Genomic DNA, 17,844 nt, shown 5'->3' with positions numbered 1-17,844 from the left:
AATGGCATTTCTAGAAAAAATTATCAAGGCAAAACGAGAAGAAGTAAAACAGATGTCTTTAGAAACAGTTAAACCACTGCGGAAAACAGATTCATTCTATCAACAAGTCAAAGCAAGACCAGAAAAAATGCATCTTATTGGGGAAGTCAAACGTGCGTCACCGTCTAAAGGCGCAATCAATTTATCAGTCGATGTAAGTGAACAGGCAAAAGCCTATGAACAAGCAGGAGTTACAGCCATTTCAGTATTGACTGATGAACAATTTTTCAAAGGATCGATTGAAGACTTGCGCCAAGTTGCTTCGCAAGTGAAGATTCCAGTGCTATGTAAGGATTTCATCATTGATGAAAAACAACTCATTCGGGCAAGAAATGCTGGAGCGACGATCGTGTTACTGATTGTTGCGGCATTATCCAAACAAAAGCTAGAAGAACTATATACAAAAGCGACAGGGTTAGGTTTAGAAATTCTGGTAGAAGTTCATGATGAATCAGAATTGAAAATTGCTGAAAAATTGTCGGCACAATTGATTGGTGTAAATAATCGCAATTTGAAATCATTTGAGGTATCCATAGATGTTAGTCAACTATTAGGAGGAAAACAAGGAACAGATGCGATTTATATCAGTGAATCAGGCTTTTCAACTGGTGAACAAGTCGAACGTATAAAAGAAAATTATCAAGCAGTTCTAGTAGGTGAAGGCTTGATGAAAGAAGATGATCCAAAAGAAAAAGTCAAAGAATTGCAGGTCTTGCGATGAAAGCGAAAATTTGCGGATTAAAAACCAAAGAACACGTGGATCTAGCAGTCACTTCTGGTGCAGATTATCTAGGCTTTGTTTTTGCCGAAAGTAAGCGGCGAATCACTCCTGAAAAAGCAAAAGAAATCACGGTAAACGTACCAAGAAAAGTCAAAAAAATCGGTGTTTTTGTTTCACCTAGCTATGAAGAAGTGGAAACAATTATACAGCAGGCGAATTTAGACATGGTGCAGATTCATGGGGCATTAATGACAGAAAAAGTGTCAGTCCCAGTGATTCGGGCAATACCAGTTAATCATGCTGTACAAGCAGCATTGAGTCAAGAACCAGAGACAGAGTTTCTACTTTTTGATGCACCACCCCAGAAATTCGTCGGGGGAAACGGTGAAGTCTTCGATTGGCAACAATTAGATACGAGCATCATCAAAAATAAAAAAGTGTTTATCGCAGGGGGGCTAACTGCTGAAAATGTCCTACAAGCGAAAAAAAGATTTAATCCATATGCAGTGGACGTGTCTAGCGGAGTAGAAACAAATGGTGTAAAAGACCCCGCAAAAATTGTGGCTTTTTTAAAGAAAGTTATCTAGCTTTACGGGCTAGCCTTTCGGAAAAAAGATAAAATCTGCCTGTGACAAGGAACGTCACAAACATATTTTCCTATTTTTCAGTCAAGGCTAAACGAGCCCATTCAGCTTTTATATTATCTAGCTTCATGATCCAGTATCTCGGAAAAAAGATAAAACCTGAATGTGGTAAAGAACACCACCTTCATGTTTTCCTATTTTTCGTCGATACTAAGCGGCTCATTCAGCTTTTATTACAAGGAGGAAAATTATGTATAATCAACCAAACCAAGGATTTTATGGGGATTTCGGTGGGCAATTTGTTCCGGAAACTTTGATGTATGCTGTGAAAGAATTAGAAGAAGTTTATGAGGCTTCCAAAATAGATGAGGAATTTCAAACAGAACTAAATTACTATTTAAAACAATATGTAGGACGAGAAAATCCGTTATATTTTGCTGAACGTTTAACAGATTATGCGGGTGGTGCAAAGATTTATCTCAAAAGAGAAGATTTGAATCATACTGGTGCACACAAAATCAATAACACGATCGGACAAATATTATTAGCCAAAAAAATGGGCAAGAAAAAAGTCGTCGCCGAAACTGGAGCAGGGCAACATGGTGTAGCAACGGCTACAGTCGCAGCGTTATTTGGAATGGAATGTACGATTTTCATGGGAGCTGTGGATGTCGCTCGTCAGTCATTAAACGTATTTCGGATGGAATTGTTAGGGGCAAAAGTTGAAAGCGTGACTTCTGGAAGCAAAACATTGAAAGATGCCGTCAACGAAGCACTGCGTTTTTGGGTTGCGAATGTTGAAGATACGCATTATGTAATGGGGTCTGTTTTAGGTCCGCATCCATTTCCTGAAATCGTCCGCGATTATCAGAGCATTATTGGAATCGAGGCCAGACGTCAATTTTTAGAAGTGGAAAATAAATTACCGGATGCAGTTATCGCTTGTGTTGGTGGGGGGAGTAATGCGATGGGCATTTTTTATCCATTTATCGATGATGAGGTCGCGTTGATCGGTGTTGAGGCAGCAGGCTTAGGATTGGATACAGAAGCTCATGCCGCTTCAATTAATAAAGGGAAAACAGGTGTGCTTCATGGAGCAATGATGAAGCTGCTTCAGGATGAGGATGGCCAAATTTTAGAAGCCTTTTCGATTTCAGCAGGTTTAGATTACCCTGGGCTTGGACCAGAGCATTGCCATCTAAACGAAACACAAAGAGCAAGCTACGAATCAGTGACGGATCAAGAAGCATTATCCGCTTTTAAGATTTTATGCCAAACAGAAGGCATTATCCCAGCGTTAGAAAGTGCTCATGCTATTAGTCATGCTATCAAGGTTGCACAAGAGTTGGGACCAGATAAGCAAGTCATCGTCTGTCTTTCAGGTCGTGGGGATAAAGATGTGCAACAAATCAAAGCGTTATTTGAACAGGAGGACTCGCAATGAAATCACTAACGAAACAATTGAAAGCAAGACAGCAAGCGGATGAGACCATTTTCGTTCCTTATATTATGGCAGGTGCGCAAGGACTAGATCGATTAGCAGATGAAATCCAGTTGCTCACAGATGCTGGAGCCAGTGCGATTGAGCTAGGTATTCCTTTTTCGGACCCTGTTGCAGACGGTCCGATCATCCAGGAAGCTGGTCTCAGAGCATTGAAAAACAATGTCACGTTAAGCAAGATCATTCATCAGCTAAAACAAATCAAAACCCCAACGCCTTTAGTAATCATGACGTATTTCAATCCGATCTTTAGCTATGGCTTAGAAAGGTTTATTCCAGATTTGGCGGAAACCAATGTTTTAGGATTGATTATTCCAGATTTACCTTATGAACATCGAGAATTAGTCGAACCATTATTAAAAGAGAGTGATGTTGCTTTGATTCCGCTGATTGCTTTGACCACTCCTAAAGAACGAATTCCAGAATTAGTGGCAGCTGGGGAAGGATTTATTTATGCAGTAGCTGTTAACGGCGTAACAGGCATTGATCGAAACTATCAAGAAACGCTAGATGAACATTTAACTTATATCCAAAATAGTAGCGATAAACCTGTTTTAGCTGGATTTGGAGTGTCTTCTAAGGAACATGTTGACCGTTTTAGAAAAAGCTGTGCCGGTGTGATTGTCGGGAGTAAAATCGTCCAGTTGCTTAGTGAAGGGAAGCGGACCGAAGTTAAAGCCTTTATCCAAGCAGCTGTAAGAAAAGAAGTGTAACGTTTTTCATTTTTCCTCTTGCCTCTGAGTGGTTATTTCTGTAAAGTAGTATGAAAAGCAGGTGTAATTATGGAAATCCTCATCAATCGAAATTTAATTTTTGCACAAAATCAATATTTAGAAACAGAGCGCTTAAAGCTGCGCCCTGTCACACTAAATGATGCTGCTGATATGTACGAATATGCATCAGATGAAGCAACTGTTACTTATGTTTTTCCGATCCATCAGTCATTGAAGGATACGCAAGAAAGTATTTCTAATTATTTTATGTCAGCGCCTCTAGGAAAATATGGTGTCGAATTAAAGGAAACGGGTCAATTGATCGGAACGATCGATTTGCGTGTGGAAGAGCAGCACAATATTGCAGAACTTGGCTATGCATTAAATCGAGACTATTGGGGCAAAGGCTATATGCCGGAAGCCGCGAACGAAATCTTGCGTTTAGGTTTTGAAGAGTTACGATTGATGCGGATTTTTGCTGTCCATGATATCGATAATGCCAAATCAGGTCGTGTGATGGAAAAAATTGGCATGAAAGTAGAAGGCAGGATTCCGAATGCCCGTATGTGGAAAGGAAAAATTGTGACAGATGCTATGCTTGGAATTACTTTGGCAGACTGGCAGAACTTACAGCGCTAAACTATAGAACAACTCAGAGGAGAAATGAATACATGTTAATGTTTACTGAAAAAGATTTTGATGTTTTTACAATAGAAGGATTAGATCCACGAATGACGGGTATTCGTTCAACGATCCAACCAAAATTTCAACAATTAGATAATTATTTTGCGGAAAAATTAGGGGAGAAATTAGAAACAGAATTTTTCGTTCATATCGCGCAACATCGCCGTAGAACTGTCTACCCACCAGAAAATACTTGGTCGGCTTTAAGCCAGAAAAAACGCGGCTACAAAATGGAGGCTCATTTTCAATTAGGCATCTGGCCAGAGTATCTGTTTATGTGGCTATCACTGATCGATAATCCTAAAGATGAAAAAGAAATTGCACAAGCTTTTTTAGAGAATCCAGCATTATTTGAACAATTAAATGATGATTTCTATCTGTCGATCGATCATACTCAACCTGAGATTGAGCGCTTGAAGGAAGCGAATTTAGAGAAACAGTTGACTCGTTTTCGCGATGTCAAAAAAGGCGAGTTTCAGATTGGCCGGATCATTAGAAAAACAGATGATCTGCTGAATGATCCAGAAAAAGCACGTGAGTATATGTTGAAGACATATGAAGAATTATTACCGTTATATCAATTGGCGATCAACTTACAGCAAGCTGAATAAAGAGAGCCTTATTACAAAAGACAAGAGAAAAAGTGGAACAGTAATCAGGAAGGTACCTGCTTATTGTTCCATTTTGGTTCACTCAAAAAAGTAAAGCATGACAAAAAGCTGTACAATGTTTTATTTCATTATACAGGCTCTATAAAATGTCACTATGATAGGCTGAGGTGAAGTTTATTGTATACCAAGCTGATTCAACGGATAGTACCGAAAATAAACAACTCCGACAATATCTTCTTCATCTACAAAACCAAAATAACGACTATCATCCGCCACTCTTCGATTATCCCCTAACACAAAATACTTTCCTTCAGGAACAACAGTTTCTGGACCGGCTGCACTAGTTGCTAAAGTAAAATCAGCAGTCAAAGGCATTCCATCTGTCAAAGCTTCTTTAAATTCATCTAAATAAGGTTCAGTAAACTTTTGATCATTGATATACAACTGATCATTCTCCATTCGAAGCGTATCCCCTGGTAAGCCCACGACACGCTTAACGATCCGTTTCCCGTTTCGTGGACTAGGGAAAGTTGCTATGTCAAATCGTTTTGGTTGGATTAACGAGGTTTGCCACAAGCGATCTGATTCATGATAGGTCGGTTCCATGGATGTACCAAGGACTTCTACAGGAGTTAGCACAAATTTTCTCAAAAAAAGGCCAAATAAAAAAATTAGTGCAAACTGCAATAGTGTATAAAGTGTAGGATACTTTTTTTTCATAATAAACTCCTTTTTATGTATTGTTTCTTTTAGTATATCAGAACAATTTCGATAAATAAGAAGAAAACAAGACAAAATCATGGCTTTTTTGAGAAATACTTCAAGCAGATATTTTGTTGTCGTTGTAAAAGTTTGCTATAATTTCATTAGAACTTATCGATTGATAAGGTGGAGGTGGAAGTATGTTTTTAGCATGGAATGAAATTGTACGTTCAAAATTACGATATGGTCTGATCATCAGTGTGATGTTTTTGATTGCCTATTTAGTCTTCTTTTTAACAGGATTAGCCTATGGGTTAGCATCAGATAATCGTACTGCTGTGGATAAATGGCAGGCAGATGGCATTGTGTTGTCGGATGAATCAAATACCAATATCAACATGTCAATGATTCCAATCAAATCATTGAAAGATGTCGATGCCAAAGAAAAAGCGACACTCGGACAAACCGCTGCAGTAATTCAATTAGACAAAAAAGGTGCTGAAAAAATCAACGCCAGCTTTTTTGGGATCAATAAAGATGAATTCTTGATGCCGAATATCATTGAAGGAAAAGCCTTTGCCAATGAGAATGAAACAGTTGTGGATAACAGTTTGAAAGAAGAAGAGGGCGTCAAGCTTGGGGATACATTAAAATTAGCAGGGAATGACAAACAGCTCAAAGTAGTTGGGTTTACAGATAATGCTAAATTTAATGTAGCACCAGTATTATATGTTTCTACAGCCGCATTTCAACAAATTCGGTTTGAAAAAACGGATACATCGGAGAACGCTCGAGTAAATGCAATTGTTTTTCGAGCAAAGGATGGCGCCGTAAAAAATGTTCAGCTAAATGAGGATGGTTTGACTCGTTACAGCATCAAAGAGTTCATTAATAAATTACCGGGATATAATGCTCAAGTGCTGACTTTCGGGTTTATGATCGGCTTTTTGATCGTAATCGCAGCAATTGTTATAGGAATTTTTATCTATGTTTTGACTATGCAAAAAGCAAATATATTTGGAATCATGAAAGCGCAAGGAATTTCTGGTTTTTATATTGCCGTATCGGTAATCGTTCAGACCTTTATATTGGCTGTTTTGGGAATCGCATTAGGATTACTGGGCACTGTAGGAACAGCACTAGTCTTACCAACGGCAGTTCCATTTCAGACAAACTGGTCATTCTTCTTGGCAATCGGTGGAATAATGTTGGTCATTGCCGTTTTAGGTGCGCTATTTTCAGTTCGAACGATTGTTAAAATCGATCCATTAAAGGCAATTGGCTAGAAAGGAGCAAATTGAAATGAAAGCAATCGAATTTTTATCTGTGGATAAACAGTTTTTAGATGGAGATACTACAATTGAAGCATTGAAATCCACAGATTTTTCTGTGGAAAAAGGTCAATTTGTTGCAGTGATCGGACCAAGTGGTTCGGGAAAAAGTACCTTTTTAACGCTGGCGGGTGGGTTGCAAACACCGACGAATGGCGAAGTTAAGATAAACAATGAAGCGTTCAGTGAGGAAAATGAAAAAACACGTTCTAAGATTCGTTTTTCAGAGATTGGTTTTATTTTACAGGCATCAAATTTAGTCCCATTTTTAACTGTGGAAAAGCAATTACGTTTGGTGGATAAGGTAAAAAAAGAAAAAAACGATGTGGATAAAGTCAACAAGTTATTAACAGAGCTTGGTATTGAGAAGTTGAAGAAAAAATACCCAGACGAAATTTCTGGTGGTGAACGTCAACGAGTGGCAATTGCCCGGGCGTTGTATAATGATCCATCGATTATCTTAGCAGACGAGCCCACAGCAAGTTTAGATTCTGACCGAGCATTTGAGGTTGTAAAAATCTTAGCAAGAGAAACGAAAGAAAAAAATAAAGCGACGATCATGGTGACCCACGATCAACGCTTAATCGATTTTTGTGATGAAGTATTTGTGATGAAAGATGGCGTATTAGAGAAACAAACATAATAAAACGATAGAACAAAGCTGAAAGTTGGGCTTTGTTCTATTTTTTATGCAAAAAACCTTGTACAGCTTTTGCTGTACAAGGTTTTTCCAAAAGATCGACGATAATCGAATCTTAAAGTTTTTGGTTGTAGTATTCAACGACAAGAGCTTCGTCGATATCAGGGTATAATTCATCACGCTCTGGTAAACGAGTGAAGCTACCTTCTAATTTTTCGGCGTCAAAGCTTACGAATGCTGGACGTCCAACAGTTGCTTCAACCGCTTCTTTGATTGTTACGACGTTTTGAGATTTTTCACGAACAGAAATCACTTGACCCACTTCAACGTGGTAAGAAGGGATATCTACGCGTTTGCCATCTACAGTAACGTGACCGTGGTTTACTAATTGACGTGCTTGACGACGAGTAGTTGCAAGGCCTAAACGGTAAACGACGTTATCTAAACGTTGTTCTAGTAAGATCATGAAGTTAACACCGTGTTTACCTTCTTTGATCTTGCTTGCTTTAATAAACAAGTTAACGAATTGACGTTCGTTCATACCGTACATATGACGTAATTTTTGTTTTTCAGTTAATTGCATACCGTATTCAGAAACTTTACCACGGCTGTTTGGTCCGTGTTGTCCTGGTTTGTATGGGCGACGTGCTAGTTCTTTACCAGTACCTGATAGAGAGATACCTAGACGACGAGAGATTTTCCATGATGGTCCTGTATAACGTGACATTAAAAATTCCTCCAATAAAATAAGTTTTTTGGAGTAAAATAATCTTCTGAAAAATTCATATTCGTTCAGTTCATTCTTCAACCTTCGCCCTTTGCAGCCGTGGGTTACGCAGTTGAACCTGAAAGCCTAAGCAATCAAGGCAATGGACTGTTGACGAGCCTATTATTTTTCTGCTGCATTATTTTACACAAAGATTAGTATAACGCAAAAAAAGGGATAACTCAAGCTTTTTATTGCGTTATACTAATAAACTACCAGCCGCCAGAAAAGCCGCCACCACCGGAAGAACCGCCGCCAAAAATTCCCCAGAAAAATCTAGATAAAGTTGCCATATCACATGTACCTCCTTTTATAAAGTTGTTATCATTTTATTATATCATAATGCTAATTAAAATATGCTTTTCATTTTGTATAATCTTTAGATAGAGATTGTTGATAGTGAACTAAAATAGTAGAGTTTTAAAAAGATAGGCCAAAAAATTATTGAAAACAAGTTAAAAGTCCTGTTATTTTTAGAAAGGATTGTTGAAAAGTACTAGACAAAGCACGTAGATGTCTTTAAAATGATAAAGAATGTTTTTGAAAATATAAATATGAAAACAAATTGAAAAGGAGAAACAAAATGAAACCTGTATCGCCATTATTTGAGCAGATCGACAAATCAATCAATAAAAAGATGAACTTATTCCAAAGTAGTTTTATGCGTTACGCTTTTCGTGCTATATTAGCTTGTATGTTTTTAACTTTAGGGACAGCAGTTGCGTTCGGGATTGCCATCAAAGGGGAAGGAATGGTACACGGCTTAGGTAAGATCCTTTATGCTTTTATGTTCAGTTGGTCACTTGTGATGATTCTTTATATGAATGCGGAACTTGGTACATCGAATATGCTGTATATGACCGTTGGGGTTTATCGTAAAAAAATCAACTTCTCTTTTGCAACAAAGATTTTATTTACCTGTATTTTCTTTAATTTAGTCGGTGGCGTTCTGTTTGGCTACTTGATTTCGTTGACGGTTCCCTTCCAAGATTTACCAGCGGATAGCTTTTTCTTCACATCGATTGCTGGTAAATTAGATAAAACAACAGTACAGATTTTAGTTGAAGCTATTTTTGCTAATATTGTGGTAAATACAGCAGTGTTAGTAAGCATGCGTATGAAAGATGATGCTGGTAAAGTTGCTGCAATTATTTTTATCATCTTTATCTTTGCATTTTTAGGCTACGAGCACGTTATCGCTAATTTCCCTGCGTTTAGTTTAGCTTACTTTGCGTCTCACGGGACATTGGCAGCAATGACAGTCGGCAGTGTAGCACACAACCTATTCTTTGCATTGATCGGTAACTTTATCGGTGGCGGCTTAGTGATGGGCTTAGGCTATGCCTGGTTGAATAATGCAGATACGAATTATTTAGATTAATGAAATCAGAAGTTGAAGCGGAGTTATTCTTGCTTCAGCTTTTTTGCTGTCTAAAGTGATTTGAAGTAAGATAGGAGAAAGAAGAAAAAAGGAGTAGCGTATGAATGAAGTAGTTTTTCCAAAAAAAGCGGACAAAGCGGTGCAAATGGCAGCGTACATGAAAAATTTATTTCCATTTGCAGGTATTGCTGCGCCTGAGCGAGCGTTGTTAGAAAAAGAGCTTTTAAAAGCGAGTAAAAAAATGACATACACGGAGTTAGTTGACCTAGTTCGATTTTATTATGATAAACCTGAACGGGAATACCAATATGTTGCAATCGATTTAGCAATCGCCAATGTCAAACGTTTTTCTTTTGAAGAAGTTTTAGGGTTCAAACCTTTCGTGATCGAAAAAGCCTGGTGGGATAGTGTGGATGCGTGGCGTAAGTTTTTCGGTCTTTGGGGGTTCCAGCATCTAGAAGAAATGCCGCAGTTATTTGAAGCTTTTTTTGGTGAAGAAGATTTTTGGCACAGACGAATTGCCATTAATCTGCAACTGTTATATAAAGAAAAAACAAACACTGTGTTATTGAAAAAAGCCATTATTTATGATAAAACTACAGATGAGTTCTTTGTTCAAAAAGCAATCGGCTGGTCTTTGCGTCAATATAGTAAAACTGATCCTGAGTGGGTCAAGACATTGATCGAGACGATCGAATTAAGCCCATTAGCTGTCAGAGAAGGCAGTAAATATTTGCCAAAACCATAGAAAGTGAGCGAGTTATTACGCCATGAGAAGAAAACTTTTTGCATTTGATATTGATGGAACATTATTGGGAACAGATAGGCAACCGCTAGAAAGTACCAGAGAAGCATTGAAGATGTTACGACAACAAGGACATCTCGTAACGATTGCTACAGGACGCAGTCGATTTATGGCACAAGATATTATTTTAGACTTAGATTTCTCCAATTATGTTCTTTGTAATGGAGCGGCCGCATTTTTAGATCATGAACAATACTACCAAAATTTATTGGATGAAAAAGAATTGCACCGTTTTGCCTCAGAAGTAGAAAAAAGAGAAATCGGTTTGGCATATGTTGGCTTGGATGATGTGAAAAAAAATAACCATCATCGCCGGAAACAAATGGCTGAAGCGATGGGGTCAATCGATTTTGAAGCACCAGAATATGATTTGAATTTCTATAAAGAAAATGATGTGTATCAAGCATTAGCTTTTTATGATGCGTCATCAGATGGGCTGTTTGACCATGAATTTTCTAAATTCCGTTTTATTCGTTGGCATTCTGAAAGTGTGGATATCGTCCCTAATAATGGATCTAAAGCAGCGACCCTGCTGAATTTGGCAGATCGTGTGGGCATCGCTCGTGAAGATATCGTCACATTTGGAGATGGTGAAAACGATCGTGAAATGCTGCGGGAAGCGGGGATCGGTGTTGCAATGGGCAATGCCTTGCCCCATATCCAAAAAGAAGCCAAAATCGTGACAGATACCAATGACAATGACGGTATTTGGAAAGCGTTGAAAGAATTAAAGGCAATTTAAGTTAGCAAAAACCGCTCAAGACAAACTAGTACAGTTTGTCTTGAGCGGTTTTCTTATTCGATCACCAAGACGCCATCTTTCAACGCATAAGGATTTTCTTGATTGATATGATCATAAAACATCACACCATTTAAATGATCGATTTCATGCTGAACGACGATCGCTTCATAATTTTTCAACCGAATCTTTTGTTTAACGCCAGATGCATCTACATAAGATAACGTGATTTTGTTGTGGCGCACTACATAACCTGGTACTTCACGGTCAACAGATAAACACCCTTCACCTTCCCCAAGACAAGCATCCTGTACGGAATGACTCAAAATCTTCGGATTATACATCACTGCACTTAAGGTCGGTTCTGGATTTTCCGAATCGCCATTTGGCACGTGGACCGCAATGATTCGTTTTGAAATGTCTAATTGTGGTGCCGCTAAACCAACCCCACCGCGTAATCCTAATTCTTCTGCTTTGACAGGATCTTGACTATTATGCAAGAATTCCATCATTTCTTCACCTAATTTGATATCTTCATCAGATAGCGGCAAAGCTACTTCTTTAGCCACTGCTCTAAGTGTTGGGTTTCCTTCACGGATAATATCCTTCATGGTGATCATAGGATAATTCCTCCTTTATATTTAAAAGACTCGGTCAGAAACTAAATCTTTCCATTAATGTATTTATTCGCCTATACAGTTTATCACAAAACCATTCGTAATGGGGATAAATTGTTCAAAAAACAATGGATAAATTGAGCTTGGTCTTGCATTTTAGACAACTTTCCTGTAAAGTATAACCGTATGGAATCATACCGTCTTTTACTTGGTTGTGCGAATCACCAACGCATTACTCAGTAAGAAGATGACTATTAAAGAAGAGGTGAAAAACATGGCAATGTCAAAAGAAAAGAAAAACGAAATCATTAGCGAATACGCTCGTCATGAAGGAGATACTGGTTCACCAGAAGTACAGATCGCTGTATTAACGGCTGATATCAATCACTTGAATGAACACGCTCGCGTTCACAAAAAAGATCACCATTCTTACCGTGGACTAATGAAAAAAATTGGACACCGTCGTAACTTGTTAGCTTACCTACGTAAAACTGACATCCAACGTTACCGCGAATTGATCCAACGTTTAGGATTACGTCGTTAATCAAAAAAGGAAAAGCGAGTTTCTTTAAGAACCTCGCTTTTTAGCTTATTTAAAAGCAAAGGTTCAGTATCCTTAAAATACTAAAAAATAATCATCTTTGGAAAGTTTGAATAAATCTACTAACCAAATAAAAGGACTCAATTCGTTTGAATCTTTTCATTTGTTTAGTAGCAAGTCTAACTTCTCCGAAGAATCAAAGGAGAAACAAGTAAATGACAGAGAAAAAAGTATTTAAAACAACTTGGGGCGGACGCCCTTTACAAGTTGAAGTCGGCCAATTGGCTAAACAGGCAAATGGTGCAGTATTAGTACGCTACGGAGAGACTGTTGTACTAAGCGCGGCGGTTGCGTCAAAAGATGCAAGAGATTTTGATTTCTTCCCATTAACAGTGAATTATGAAGAAAAAATGTACTCTGTAGGGAAGATTCCAGGCGGATTTATCAAACGTGAAGGTCGTCCAAGTGAACGTGCAACGTTAACTGCTCGTTTAATCGACCGTCCAATTCGTCCGATGTTTGCTGAAGGCTTCCGTAATGAAGTGCAAATCACAAATACCGTGATGAGTGTGGAACAAGACTGCACACCAGAAATGGCAGCAATGTTTGGTTCATCTCTAGCTTTAGCCATTTCAGATATTCCATTTGACGGACCGATCGCAGGTGTGGATGTTGGTCGTGTTGATGGTGAATACGTATTAAACCCAACTGTCGAACAATCTGAAAATACAGATATCGAATTAACGGTTGCTGGAACGAAAAAAGCAATCAACATGGTGGAAAGTGGTGCCAAAGAAGTATCCGAAGAAGATATGCTTGGTGCGTTACTTTTCGGTTTTGATGCCATCAAAGAATTAGTTGCTTTCCAAGAAGAAATCGTTGCCGCTGTTGGTAAAGAAAAAATGGAAATCAAGTTATTACAAGTGGATGCTGATTTGAAAAAAGAAATCTTCGCGGCTTACTACGCTTCAATGAAAGAAGCAGTTATGACCGAAGAAAAACTCGCTCGTGAAGTCAACATCGATGCAATCAAAGACCAATTAAAAGAAGCCTATGCAGAAAAATTTGCTGGTCACGAAGAAGAAGCGCAAGTGGCGAAAGAAGTTAAACAAATCGCAGAAGATCTAGAAAAAGACGTGGTTCGTGAATTGATCACGATTGATAAAATCCGTCCTGATGGTCGTAAATTAGACGAAATCCGTCCATTGGCGTCAGAAGTTGGTATTTTACCACGCGTTCATGGTTCTGGATTATTCACGCGTGGACAAACTCAAGCTTTGTCTGTCGTGACGTTAGCACCGCTTGGGGAACACCAAATCATTGATGGTTTAGGTGTAGAAGACAGCAAACGTTTCATTCATCATTATAATTTCCCGCAATTCTCTGTTGGTTCAACAGGTCGTGCTGGCTCTCCTGGTCGTCGTGAAATCGGTCACGGTGCCTTAGGTGAACGTGCAATGGCGCAAATTATTCCAAGTGAAGCGGACTTCCCTTACATGATCCGTGTAGTATCAGAAGTCTTAGAATCAAATGGTTCTTCTTCACAAGCAAGTATCTGTGCTGGAATTTTAGCATTGATGGATGCTGGTGTACCAATTAAAGCACCAGTTGCCGGAATTGCGATGGGACTTGTCAGTGATGGTGAAAACTATACGATTTTAACAGATATCCAAGGACTAGAAGATCACCTAGGCGACATGGACTTTAAAGTTGCTGGGACTAAAGATGGAATTACTGCTTTACAAATGGATATCAAAATCCAAGGAATCACGGAACAAATCTTGACAGAAGCATTGACTCAAGCGAAAAAAGCCCGTATGGAAATTCTTGCAGAATTGACATCAACATTGGCTGAACCTCGTCCAGAGTTAAGCAAATATGCACCTAAGATCGAAATGATCCAAATCGCCCCAGCTAAAATTAAAGATGTGATTGGTAAAGGTGGAGAAACCATCAACGGAATCATTGATGAAACTGGCGTGAAGATCGATATTGACCAAGAAGGTAATGTAAGTATTGCCTCTGCTGATGCAGATATGATCAAAAAAGCGATCAAGATCATTGAAGAGTTGACAAAAGAAGTTGAAGTTGGACAAGTTTACCTTGGTAAAGTCGTTCGTATCGAAAAATTCGGCGCATTTGTTAACTTAATCAAAGGAAAAGATGGACTCGTTCATATTTCTCAATTGGCCAATGAACGTGTAAATAACGTTGAAGATGTTGTGAAACTTGGCGACGAAGTCCTTGTAAAAGTTATGGAAATCGACAAACAAGGCCGTGTCAACGTATCTCGTAAAGCATTATTGACTGAAGAAAATAAAGAAAAATAAGCAACAGAAGTTTGTTTTTGATTTAGAGCCGATTAAAGCAGAGCATGGCGTTTAGCCTGCTCTGTTTTTTTGTGAAAACAATAATATTTAATAAAAAAATATAAAGACGTACCACAGCTCTTTTGTTTGCTTCCAATTAGTGGTAAAATTATTGCTATCAGTCTAAAGATTAGTCGGGGTGTCGATGTGAAAAAATTCAATCCAAATAAAAATATAATTATCACGCTGATCGTAGTGATTATTGTGGTAACCATCATTAGTTTGACTGCGGCTAACAGAGCCAATAGTGGAAAAACCAATCTTGGGCAATCTGCAGTCAATGACAGCGTAGGGTTTATTGACAAAGTGATTTCGTTTCCAGGTAGGGTGATCGGCAATAGCGTATCATCGATTAGTACATTATTTAACACCTATGATGAAAACGAACGCTTAAAAGAAAGAATCGATGGATATGGCGAGCTATCGATTCAAAACGACAACTTGAAAAAAGAAAATGAAACATTGAAAAAAGAACTAGCACTAAATGAGACCTTAGGGAACTATGAGAAAGTAACAGCGACGGTTGTCTCACGTTCGCCAGATATGTGGCAAGACTTATTGATTGTTGATCGTGGTTCGAATGATGGCATTGAACCCGATATGGCCGTTTTAGCGCAAAAAGGGTTGATTGGACGTGTCATCGAAGTGAATGCAACCTCTTCTAAAGTAGAACTATTAACGTCTAAAAACCAAAATTCAAATCATTTCCCAATTCAGATAAATTCTGAAAAAGGCGATTCTTACGGGTTATTAAAGGATTATAATGATAAAGAAAATACCCTGATCGTCAGCCAATTGGTAGGAGATATGGAGATCAAAGAAGGCGATATTGTACAAACATCCGGCTTAGGACAAAATTCTCCAGCAAATCTGCCTGTTGGTGTCGTTCAAAAAGTCAAACCAGATAGCTATGGTTTGGATAGAGAAGTTTACGTCAAACCATATGCGGATATGTATGGTATACCCGTTGTTACAATCATCAAACGATTAGCTGGAGCGGGGGAATGATGGACTAATGATACGTAAAGAAAATGTTAAATACTACGCTCCCGTTGTTTTCTTTTTATTGATGCTGGTGGATGGTCAAATGACCCAAGCGGCAGCAAATATAACGGATAACGTCTATTTTGCAAATGCGCATTTTATGTTATTGGCCTTTTTGATGGCGGTACCTAACTTGTCTAAACGTTATTTGCTGATCACATCGGTGGTTTTGGGATTGATTTGTGATAGCTATTATATCGGCATCATTGGAATCTACACGGTTGCGCTGACAGCAACAGTCATGATGATGTATCGATTTCAGCGAGTAGTGCATACGAATCTACCAACGGCATTCTTTGGGATGATCATTTTTGTGACGACATATGAACTAATTGCGGTAGGATTACAAGTTATTTTCAAATTATCAAATGTCGCACCATTGTTATTTATCACTAAAGTTTTAGGTCCGACATTACTATTCAATATGTTGATATTCGTTATTTTTTCTTATCCATTGAAGAGGCTATTCGCTAATGAATAGTCTCTTTTTCAATGTGCGGAGTCCAAATATACCAATATGCTAATGTTTTACTTTAGTTGTAAAAGTGAGGAGATATAATTATTCGTGTTATTTAATTTGGCGGCATGAAACATTTTTGTAATATCCTTTTTATCTGTATGTCATACTGCTATGGTACAATTAGCACGTTGCAAAATTATAAGACCGAAAAAATACTCAGAAATCATAAAATATATAAAGTAAATGTCGGAGGAATTCAAGAGTGAAAAAAAGTATATTATCAGCTTTGATGGTTTGTTCAATCACGCTTACTTCTGCTGCTGTGCCTATGGCAGCAATTGCAGATGAGTATGATACAAAGATCGACCAACAAGATGTAATCATTAATGGACTAAAAACAAAAGAATCAGAAGCCGCAGCTAAATTAGCAACAATCGAATCAGATATGCTGACTACTGCTACAAAAATCGATGAATTAACGGCGAAAGAAAAAACGCTGAAAGATGAAATCACAACCTTATATGGTGAAATTTCAGATTTGAATGTTCGGATTCAAAAAAGAGAAGTTCAAATGCGTAATCAAGCTCGTGACGTACAAGTCAGTGGCTCAAGTACTAGCTATTTAGATGTTATCCTTAATTCTGAATCGATTTCAGATGCGATCAGCCGTGTACAAGGGATCACAACACTGGTCAATGCTAATAATGACCTATTAGAGCAACAAAATTCTGATAAAAAAGACGTAGAAGATAAGACAAAAACAGTTGAATCACAAATCTCTGTTTTAGAAACTTCTACAAAAGAATTGACGGATCAACAAGCTTCGCTGAATACATTGAAACTAGAACAAGAAATTGCTAAAAATGAACTAGAAGCACAACGCTCGACAGAAGAAAGCAAGAAATCAGAGTATGTGGATCAAAAAGCCGCAGCTCAAAAGAAATTAGCAGAAGAACAAGCGAAGCAAGCTAAACAGCAAGAAGCACAAAGAAAAGCGGAAGCCGAAGCTGCGGTTAAGTTAGCGGAAGCGCAAGCAGCTAATCCAGGTCTTGCTCAAACGAATGTTGTAGAAGAAAATGGCACGACCAACACAGCCCAAGCAGCACCCACACCAGAAAAACCTAGCAATAATGGGAACACTGGCGGCGGCAGCAGTATTGGTACAGGCGGCGTCTCAGAAGCGAAGAAAAGAGCCGCTCAAATTGCCTTAAATTCAGTTGGCCAAACCAATCCTACTGGTTGGGGACAAAGTGGCGAATGTATTGTAGCTGTCCAAAATTGGCTAAATGCAGCAGGTATCAGATTCTCACCAGGCGGCCCTCACAGTGGCTATACGCAATCCGGTGCAGTTCAAGTCTCTTGGTCTGATGTCCAAGTCGGTGATGTTGTGCAGTATGAAAACTCACTTAGTCCGGATGCATGGTTAGATGGCGTTCATACAGTCCTTGTCGTGGGTGTCAATGGCAGTTCAGTTCAGATCGTTGAATCAAATAATCCAGCAGGTTCGGGTTATGTTTCAACTACTACAGGTTGGACACCAAGTCCATATGCAGCAAACTTTAGAGCGGTTGTATGGCGTTTTCCAGGATAATTAAA

General features: G+C 38.5%; 19 protein-coding genes. 16 read left to right on the top strand and 3 right to left on the bottom strand.

The annotated features are described in order from the left end of the window. Nucleotide 1: 1 nt before the first annotated feature. From trpC to IGJ50_RS15090, 6 genes are all read left to right on the top strand, one after another. Nucleotides 2-760, top strand: a complete 759-nt coding sequence (gene trpC, locus IGJ50_RS15115) for an indole-3-glycerol phosphate synthase TrpC (RefSeq protein ID WP_429951198.1) — start codon at nt 2-4, stop codon at nt 758-760. Then, entirely contained in the window at nt 757-1,347 is a 591-nt protein-coding gene (locus IGJ50_RS15110; protein ID WP_429951196.1) for a phosphoribosylanthranilate isomerase, read from the top strand. Before trpC ends, IGJ50_RS15110 begins: the two co-directional genes overlap by 4 nt. Before the next feature lie 247 nt (nt 1,348-1,594). After that, on the top strand, nt 1,595-2,788 hold the full coding sequence (gene trpB, locus IGJ50_RS15105) for a tryptophan synthase subunit beta (protein ID WP_242550951.1): 1,194 nt from the start codon (nt 1,595-1,597) through the stop codon (nt 2,786-2,788). Beyond that, the gene (trpA, locus tag IGJ50_RS15100) at nt 2,785-3,558 is read left to right on the top strand and encodes a tryptophan synthase subunit alpha (protein ID WP_207120187.1); all 774 of its coding nucleotides are present in this window, start codon (nt 2,785-2,787) and stop codon (nt 3,556-3,558) included. Before trpB ends, trpA begins: the two co-directional genes overlap by 4 nt. A gap of 69 nt (nt 3,559-3,627) precedes the next feature. Continuing rightward, on the top strand, nt 3,628-4,197 hold the full coding sequence (locus IGJ50_RS15095; RefSeq protein ID WP_429951193.1) for a GNAT family N-acetyltransferase: 570 nt from the start codon (nt 3,628-3,630) through the stop codon (nt 4,195-4,197). Between the two features lie 32 nt (nt 4,198-4,229). After that, on the top strand, nt 4,230-4,853 hold the full coding sequence (locus tag IGJ50_RS15090; protein ID WP_429951191.1) for a DUF1054 domain-containing protein: 624 nt from the start codon (nt 4,230-4,232) through the stop codon (nt 4,851-4,853). 174 nt (nt 4,854-5,027) lie between these two features. Here the strand turns inward: IGJ50_RS15090 and lepB are convergent, their stop codons facing one another. Next, nucleotides 5,028-5,573: a signal peptidase I gene (gene lepB, locus IGJ50_RS15085; RefSeq protein WP_069639195.1), complete on the bottom strand. Its 546-nt coding sequence runs from the start codon at nt 5,571-5,573 to the stop codon at nt 5,028-5,030. 182 nt (nt 5,574-5,755) lie between these two features. Here lepB and IGJ50_RS15080 point away from each other — a divergent pair, with 182 nt between their 5' ends. Further along, on the top strand, nt 5,756-6,841 hold the full coding sequence (locus IGJ50_RS15080) for an ABC transporter permease (RefSeq protein WP_069639196.1): 1,086 nt from the start codon (nt 5,756-5,758) through the stop codon (nt 6,839-6,841). Between the two features lie 16 nt (nt 6,842-6,857). Continuing rightward, on the top strand, nt 6,858-7,529 hold the full coding sequence (locus IGJ50_RS15075) for an ABC transporter ATP-binding protein (RefSeq protein ID WP_429951188.1): 672 nt from the start codon (nt 6,858-6,860) through the stop codon (nt 7,527-7,529). A 112-nt stretch (nt 7,530-7,641) separates the two neighbouring features. Here IGJ50_RS15075 and rpsD read toward each other — a convergent pair whose 3' ends face one another. Next, a complete protein-coding gene (gene rpsD, locus IGJ50_RS15070; protein WP_010761823.1) occupies nt 7,642-8,253 on the bottom strand; it encodes a 30S ribosomal protein S4 in 612 nt (203 codons plus the stop codon). Between the two features lie 622 nt (nt 8,254-8,875). Between rpsD and IGJ50_RS15065 the strand changes: the two genes are divergently transcribed. From IGJ50_RS15065 to IGJ50_RS15055, 3 genes are all read left to right on the top strand, one after another. Beyond that, the gene (locus tag IGJ50_RS15065; RefSeq protein ID WP_429951186.1) at nt 8,876-9,673 is read left to right on the top strand and encodes a formate/nitrite transporter family protein; all 798 of its coding nucleotides are present in this window, start codon (nt 8,876-8,878) and stop codon (nt 9,671-9,673) included. 100 nt (nt 9,674-9,773) lie between these two features. Next, nucleotides 9,774-10,421, top strand: coding sequence for a DNA alkylation repair protein (locus IGJ50_RS15060; RefSeq protein WP_429951184.1), 648 nt, complete (start codon nt 9,774-9,776; stop codon nt 10,419-10,421). A 22-nt stretch (nt 10,422-10,443) separates the two neighbouring features. Further along, nucleotides 10,444-11,220: an HAD family hydrolase gene (locus IGJ50_RS15055; RefSeq protein WP_429951182.1), complete on the top strand. Its 777-nt coding sequence runs from the start codon at nt 10,444-10,446 to the stop codon at nt 11,218-11,220. Nucleotides 11,221-11,273: 53 nt separating this feature from the next. Here the strand turns inward: IGJ50_RS15055 and def are convergent, their stop codons facing one another. Beyond that, nucleotides 11,274-11,837 (bottom strand): peptide deformylase, encoded by a 564-nt coding sequence (def, locus tag IGJ50_RS15050; protein ID WP_429951180.1) that lies wholly within the window; start codon nt 11,835-11,837, stop codon nt 11,274-11,276. A gap of 271 nt (nt 11,838-12,108) precedes the next feature. Between def and rpsO the strand changes: the two genes are divergently transcribed. From rpsO to IGJ50_RS15025, 5 genes are all read left to right on the top strand, one after another. Next, a complete protein-coding gene (gene rpsO, locus IGJ50_RS15045; protein WP_010761818.1) occupies nt 12,109-12,378 on the top strand; it encodes a 30S ribosomal protein S15 in 270 nt (89 codons plus the stop codon). A gap of 212 nt (nt 12,379-12,590) precedes the next feature. Next, a complete protein-coding gene (gene pnp / locus IGJ50_RS15040) occupies nt 12,591-14,705 on the top strand; it encodes a polyribonucleotide nucleotidyltransferase (RefSeq protein WP_069639202.1) in 2,115 nt (704 codons plus the stop codon). Between the two features lie 186 nt (nt 14,706-14,891). Continuing rightward, nucleotides 14,892-15,752, top strand: coding sequence for a rod shape-determining protein MreC (mreC, locus tag IGJ50_RS15035; protein WP_069639203.1), 861 nt, complete (start codon nt 14,892-14,894; stop codon nt 15,750-15,752). Nucleotides 15,753-15,759: 7 nt separating this feature from the next. Continuing rightward, on the top strand, nt 15,760-16,269 hold the full coding sequence (mreD, locus tag IGJ50_RS15030; protein ID WP_207120184.1) for a rod shape-determining protein MreD: 510 nt from the start codon (nt 15,760-15,762) through the stop codon (nt 16,267-16,269). A gap of 241 nt (nt 16,270-16,510) precedes the next feature. Then, the gene (locus IGJ50_RS15025) at nt 16,511-17,839 is read left to right on the top strand and encodes a PcsB-like coiled-coil domain-containing protein (RefSeq protein ID WP_207120183.1); all 1,329 of its coding nucleotides are present in this window, start codon (nt 16,511-16,513) and stop codon (nt 17,837-17,839) included. Nucleotides 17,840-17,844: the final 5 nt, after the last annotated feature.

It is taken from the genome of Enterococcus sp. AZ101 (assembly GCF_050499005.1).
Lineage (GTDB): Bacteria > Bacillota > Bacilli > Lactobacillales > Enterococcaceae > Enterococcus_L > Enterococcus_L ureilyticus.
The sequence above is the reverse complement of the archived record's forward strand: the minus strand, read 5'-3'. Positions and strand labels throughout refer to the sequence as shown.